At 73.3% G+C, this 5,902-nt stretch carries 5 protein-coding genes; 1 reads left to right on the top strand and 4 read right to left on the bottom strand.

The window, feature by feature from the left end; all coding sequences use genetic code 11:
- The first annotated feature begins 296 nt into the window (after window positions 1-296).
- Window positions 297-1,250, top strand: coding sequence for an aldo/keto reductase (locus ACIQOV_RS23625; protein ID WP_401051442.1), 954 nt, complete (start codon window positions 297-299; stop codon window positions 1,248-1,250).
- Between the two features lie 109 nt (window positions 1,251-1,359).
- Here ACIQOV_RS23625 and ACIQOV_RS23620 read toward each other — a convergent pair whose 3' ends face one another.
- From ACIQOV_RS23620 to ACIQOV_RS23605, 4 genes are all read right to left on the bottom strand, one after another.
- Window positions 1,360-1,962 (bottom strand): GNAT family N-acetyltransferase, encoded by a 603-nt coding sequence (locus tag ACIQOV_RS23620; protein ID WP_380538722.1) that lies wholly within the window; start codon window positions 1,960-1,962, stop codon window positions 1,360-1,362.
- An 83-nt stretch (window positions 1,963-2,045) separates the two neighbouring features.
- A complete protein-coding gene (locus tag ACIQOV_RS23615; RefSeq protein ID WP_401051440.1) occupies window positions 2,046-2,729 on the bottom strand; it encodes a nitroreductase family protein in 684 nt (227 codons plus the stop codon).
- A gap of 111 nt (window positions 2,730-2,840) precedes the next feature.
- On the bottom strand, window positions 2,841-4,478 hold the full coding sequence (locus ACIQOV_RS23610) for an ABC-F family ATP-binding cassette domain-containing protein (RefSeq protein WP_380538724.1): 1,638 nt from the start codon (window positions 4,476-4,478) through the stop codon (window positions 2,841-2,843).
- Between the two features lie 105 nt (window positions 4,479-4,583).
- On the bottom strand, window positions 4,584-5,798 hold the full coding sequence (locus ACIQOV_RS23605; RefSeq protein WP_401051437.1) for a trypsin-like serine peptidase: 1,215 nt from the start codon (window positions 5,796-5,798) through the stop codon (window positions 4,584-4,586).
- Between the last annotated feature and the right edge of the window lie 104 nt (window positions 5,799-5,902).

Here is a 5,902-nt window from a genome sequence, read left to right as displayed (position 1 = left end):
GGCGGGCGGCGGCCTGGGGGTGTTCCGGGTGTGGGGGAGCGCGGTGCGGGGGAGCGCGGTGCTGAGCATCAAACTGGACTAGACCAGCTGTGCACGTCAAGCACTTCCCGGCCCCGGACGCCTCACCGGGGGCAGGTTTTAGGAACGGTTAAGACGGCGACGGGGCGGGCTTCGAAAGGGACTTGACCTGGAGTGCACTCCAAGGTGAAAGCTGAGGGCAACGAACGCACCACCACGCGAACCACTGCTGCGGCCACCGTCACGGAAGCCGCGAAACCCACGATGGGAGCACCCTCATGCGCAACGCCCCGTTCGGTACCGGCGGCCCCGAGATCGGCGTCATCGGCCTCGGCTGCATGGGCATGACCTGGGCCTACGACATGGGGAGCCGGGACGACGAGAACTCCGTCCGGGTGATCCGGCAGGCGCTGGACCTCGGCGTCGGCCTGATCGACACCGCCGACATGTACGGCCCGTACACCAACGAGGAGGTGGTCGGCGCCGCGCTGGCCGGGCCGTACCGGGAGCGCGCCTTCCTGGCCACCAAGGTGGGCATCGTGCCGGGCGGTGCGGGCCAGCAGGAGCGCAACGGCCGGCCCGAGCACGTGCGCCGCTCGATCGACGAGAGCCTGCGCCGGCTGGGCACCGACCACGTCGACCTCTACCAGCTGCACCGGGTCGACCCGGACGTCCCGATCGAGGAGACCTGGGGCGCGTTCGCCGAGGCCGTCGCGGCCGGCAAGGCCCGGAGCATCGGGCTCTCCGAGCCGACGGTCGAGGAGATCAAGCGGGCGCAGTCCGTGCACCCGGTGGCCTCGGTGCAGTCCGAACTGTCGCTGTGGACCCGGGACGTGCTGGCCGAGGTGCTGCCGTACACCGAGGAGCAGGGCATCGCCTTCCTGCCGTTCTCGCCGCTCGGCCGGGGCTTCCTGACCGGCGGCATCACCTCCTTCGACGAACTGTCCGCCGACGACTTCCGCCGCCGGCTGCCGCGCTTCCAGCAGGACGCGCTGAAGGCCAACCTGGCGCTGGTCGAGAAGGTCCGGGCGGTCGCCGGACGGACCGGTGCCAGTCCCGCGCAGGTGGCGCTGGCCTGGGTGCTGGCGCAGGGCCGGTACGTCTTCCCGATCCCGGGCACCCGGACGCCGCGCTACCTGGTGGACAACGTGGGCGCGGCCGGGATCGAGCTCTCGGCGGCGGACCTGGCCGAGCTGGACGCGCTCCCGGCCGCGACCGGCGAGCGTTACTGAGGCGGCGCAGCGAGCGCGGGCGGTGCCGCGCCGGGGGTCGGTGGCCCGCCGGGAGCCGGTGCCGCGCCGGGAGCCGGTGCCGCGCCGGGAGCCGGTGCCGCGCCGGGAGTCAGCGCTCCATCACCCACACCAGCTGCCGTCCGGTCTCGCCCGGAGCCCGGACGGCGGTCTCGGCGACCCGGTCCAGCCGGTAGCCGAGCTTGCGCGGGACGGCCGCGCTGGCGCCGTTCGCCCGGTCGCAGCGGATCTCCACCCGGGTGATCCCGGGCAGTGCCAGCGCGGCCTCGGTCAGTGCCCCGGCCGCGGCGGTGGCGATGCCGCGGCCGACGTGCCCGGTGGCGACCCAGTAGCCGATCTCCAGCGCGCCCGGCCCGATCCGCCCGTGCAGGCCGAAGGCGCCGATCACGCCGCCGGGTTCGGCGTCCAGGCCGGCCAGGTACATGAAGTCGGTGCCGGCCTCCCAGGCGGCCGCGCCGGCCCTGGTCAGCTCGGCGGTCCGGGCCCGGGAGGGGGCCTCGGCCGCCCACTCCATCCAGGGCCGCAGGTGGTCCAGGTTGGCGCGGACGGCCCGGTTCAGCGCGGCCGCGTGGGTGCTGCGGCGGCGCCGCAGCCAGAGGCCGCCGGGCAGCCGCAGCCGTTCCGGCGGCCGCCCGGTGGTCACCGCCGCCACCGGCGGGGCGAGGCCGCAGGACCGCGACTGTGCTTGGCTCATGACGGCGATTATGTCCTTGGCCGGGACCTGTCACCATCCGGTGTCCCCCCGGTGGCGGGCGCGCCCGCCCGCGCCCCGGCGCGTCAGAGCCGGACCATCACCTCGTCGAGCTCCTTGCGCCGCAGGTCCGGCACGCGCGCCCCCTCGGCCGGGTAGCCGACCGGGATCACGTACGCCGCGCGCTCCTCCGCCGGGCGGTCGCACACCTCGTTGAGGAACTTCATCGGACTCGGGGTGTGGGTCAGCGTGGCCAGCCCGGCCTGGTGCAGCGTGGCCAGCAGCAGCCCGACGGCGATCCCCACCGACTCCTTGGTGTAGTACGGGCGCGGCGAGTCGGGGCCCTTGTGCACCTCGAACACCACGATCACGGCCGGCGCGTCCTCCAGGAACGGCTTGCGCCAGTCGGTGCCGATCGGAGCGAGGGCGGCCAGCCACTCCTCCGACGCCCGGTGGCCGTAGAACTCGCGCTCCTCGGTCTCGGCCGCCTCGCGCAGCCGCCGCTTGCGCTCCGGGTCGGTGATCACCACGAACCGCCAGGGCTGGACGTGCGCGCCGCTGGGCGCGGTGCCGGCCGTCCGGATCGCCCACTCGACGACCCCGTCCGGGAGCGGGCGGGTGGAGTAGTCGCGGACGGTCCGGCGCCGGGCCATCACGTTGTGGAAGGACCTGCTGCGGGCCTCGGCCTCGTGGGCGGGCACCGTCATGGGGGCGAGCGGGACGGTCGGGTGGGACGTCCCCGCCACGGCGCTGTCTGTGCTGTCAACCATGGCGGACAGCACAGCACATGACGGCCCCTCCGGGAAGAGGTACAGACCGATAGGTACAGACCGATAGGTACAGACCGGGAGGTAGAGACCAATCGCCGGGTCGGTGCCGGCTCAGAGCTCGTGCACCCGCCCGTCCCGGACCTCGATCCGGCGGTTCACCGACACCGTGTCCAGCATCCGCCGGTCGTGGGTGACCAGCAGCAGGGTGCCGGTGTACGAGCCGAGCGCGGACTCCAGCTGCTCGATCGCCGGCAGGTCCAGGTGGTTGGTGGGCTCGTCCAGCACCAGCAGGTTGACCCCACGGGCCTGTAGCAGCGCCAGCGCGGCCCGGGTGCGCTCGCCGGGGGAGAGGGTGGCGGCCTGACGCAGCACGTGCACCGCCTTGAGGCCGAACTTGGCCAGCAGCGTGCGCACGTCCTCCGGCGCGAGCTCCGGCACGGCGGCCGCGAAGGCCTCCAGCAGCGGCTCACCGCCCAGGAACAGGCCGCGCGCCTGGTCCACCTCGCCGACCACCACGCCGGAGCCCAGCGAGGCGCTCCCGCCGTCCAGCTCCAGCCGGCCGAGCAGGGCGGCCAGCAGGGTGGACTTGCCCGCGCCGTTGGCGCCGGTGATGGCGACCCGGTCGGCCCAGTCGATCTGCAGGTCCACCGGGCCGAAGGCGAAGTCCCCGCGTCGCACGCTCGCCCCGCGCAGGGTGGCGACCACCGAGCCGGAGCGCGGCGCGGTGGCGATCTCCATCCGCAGCTCCCACTCCTTGCGGGGCTCGTCGACCACGTCCAGCCGCTCGATCATCCGCTGGGTCTGCCGGGCCTTGGCGGCCTGCTTCTCGGTGGACTCGGTGCGCATCGCGCGCCCGATCTTGTCGTTGTCGGAGGACTTGCGGCGGGCGTTGCGCACGCCGTTCTCCATCCAGCCGCGCTGCATCCGCGCCCGGGCCTCCAGCCCGGCCTTGGTGTCGGCGTACTCGTCGTACTCCTCGCGGGCGTGCCGACGGGCCACCGCCCGCTCCTCCAGGTACGCCTCGTAGCCGCCGCCGTACAGGTTGACCTGCTGCTGGTGCAGGTCCAGCTCCAGCACCTTGGTCACGGTGCGGGCCAGGAACTCGCGGTCGTGGCTGATCAGCACGGTGCCCGTGCGCAGGCCCTTGACGAAGGCCTCCAGGCGCTCCAGACCGTCCAGGTCGAGGTCGTTGGTGGGCTCGTCGAGCAGGAAGACGTCGTAGCGGGAGAGCAGCAGCGAGGCGAGGCCGGCCCGGGCGGCCTGGCCGCCGGACAGGGCGGTCATCGGCAGGTCCAGCGAGACCTTCAGCCCGAGCGAGTCGGCGACCTCCTCGGCGCGCTCCTCCAGGTCGGCGCCGCCGAGGTCCAGCCAGCGCTCCAGGCCGACGGCGTACGCGTCGTCGGCGCCCGCCCGGCCCTCGACCAGGCCCTCGGTGGCCTCGTCCAGCGCGGCCTGCGCGGCCGCCACCCCGGTGCGGCGGGCCAGGAAGTCGCGCACCGACTCGCCCTCGCGCCGCTCCGGCTCCTGCGGCAGGTGGCCGACGTTGGCGCTCGCCGGGCTCAGCCGCAGCGAGCCGCCCTCGGGGGCGTCCAGGCCGGCCAGCAGCCGCAGCAGGGTCGACTTGCCGGCACCGTTCACGCCGACCAGGCCGATCACGTCGCCGGGGGCGACGACCAGGTCCAGGCCGGAGAAGAGGGTGCGTTCGCCGTGGCCGGCGCTGAGGTCCTTGACTACGAGTGTCGCGCTCATGATGGGGCCGATTGTAGGAGGAGCGGCCCGTGCGACGGAAAAAGCGGGGGCCGCGGCAGTCCTGCCGCGGCCCCTGATCACCCGGCCCTGATCACCGGGCCTTGATCACTTGGCCTTCTTCGAGAAGTACTCGAACATGTGCTGGGCCACGTCCTCCAGGTACGGACCGGCCTCGTAGGTGTTCGCGCCGTTGCCGATGGAGGTGTCGCTGACCAGCGCCGGCTTGCCGTCCTTGGTCGCGTACCAGCCGCCGCCGCTGCTGCCGCCGGTCATGTTGCAGCCGATCAGCAGCATCGCCGGGCGGCTCGGGTCGCCGGTCTTCTTGGACGGCTTGCCGCCGTCGCAGTGCTCCAGCTCCACGCCGTCGAAGGGCTTGCCCTCGGGGAAGCCGTAGTTGCTGACGGCGCCGACCTGGTCACGCGGGGCGTTGAACCAGAGCGGGACGGAACCGCCGACGGTCTCCTCCAGCGACTTGCCGCCCGGGTTGGGGTTGGAGACCTTGATGATGCCGAAGTCGTACTGGCTCCACGGGCCGCCCTTCTCCGGGTCGGCCTCGCCGGCCCACTGCGGCGAGACCATGCCGGAGGTGGCGGTCCACTCGCCGTACGGCTCGGCGTCCTCCAGCTTGGCCTGCTTGTTGCCGTTGCTCAGCACGCCGTTGCTGTTGAAGGCCGGGGCGAAGGTGATGTCGGTGTAGTACTTGTTGCCCTTGCCGCCGTGCAGGCAGTGGCTGGCGGTCCACACCAGGTTGCTCTTGCCCGGGTTGGCCGGGTCGGAGACGACGGTGCCGGAGCACACGTAGTCCTCGTTGCCGTCCTTGAAGAAGATCTTGCCGTTGACGTGCATGTTCTTCGGGAACGGGTGCGCCACGGGCTTGGCCGGGACCACAGCGGGCAGCTGGTCCGCGCCGCCGCCCGGCTGGGCCGCGGTGGGCTGGGCGGCGGTGGGCGCGCTGGTGGCCGACGCGGCGCCGGTGGGCTGCGCGGGCGGCTGGGTCGCCTCCGGGGCGGGCTGGGGCAGCGGCTTCGGCTTGGCCTCCAGCAGCTTCTGCAGGGTCCAGTAGCCCTTGACCGCCGGGGTGATCACGTTCGCCTGGGCCCACTTGTCCCAGTCCTCCAGCTTCCAGGTCTTCAGCTCTTCGAGCGTCGGAAGCTTGATCGGCGCCGCGCCCGGGGTGCCGGCGGCGCTGGCCGCGACGCTGGGAGCCGCGGTCACGGCCGGATCGGCGTTGTCGGGGCCGCACGCGGTGGCGACCACCATGGTCAGCGCGGCGACGGAGGCGCCCAGGACGGCACGGCCCGGCCGGGATATCGGTGACATGAGTTCAAATCCCCCTGTTGACTACCGCCATGCGACCCGATCCCCGGGTGCGGCCCGCTTCGGCCGCCGGCATGGCAGGTGAGGAGTCTGCCATGCGGCCGGGG

This window comes from Kitasatospora sp. NPDC091257 (assembly GCF_044757675.1).
Taxonomy (GTDB): Bacteria; Actinomycetota; Actinomycetes; order Streptomycetales; family Streptomycetaceae; genus Kitasatospora; species Kitasatospora lactacystinica.
This window is presented reverse-complemented; position numbering and strand designations above follow the sequence as displayed.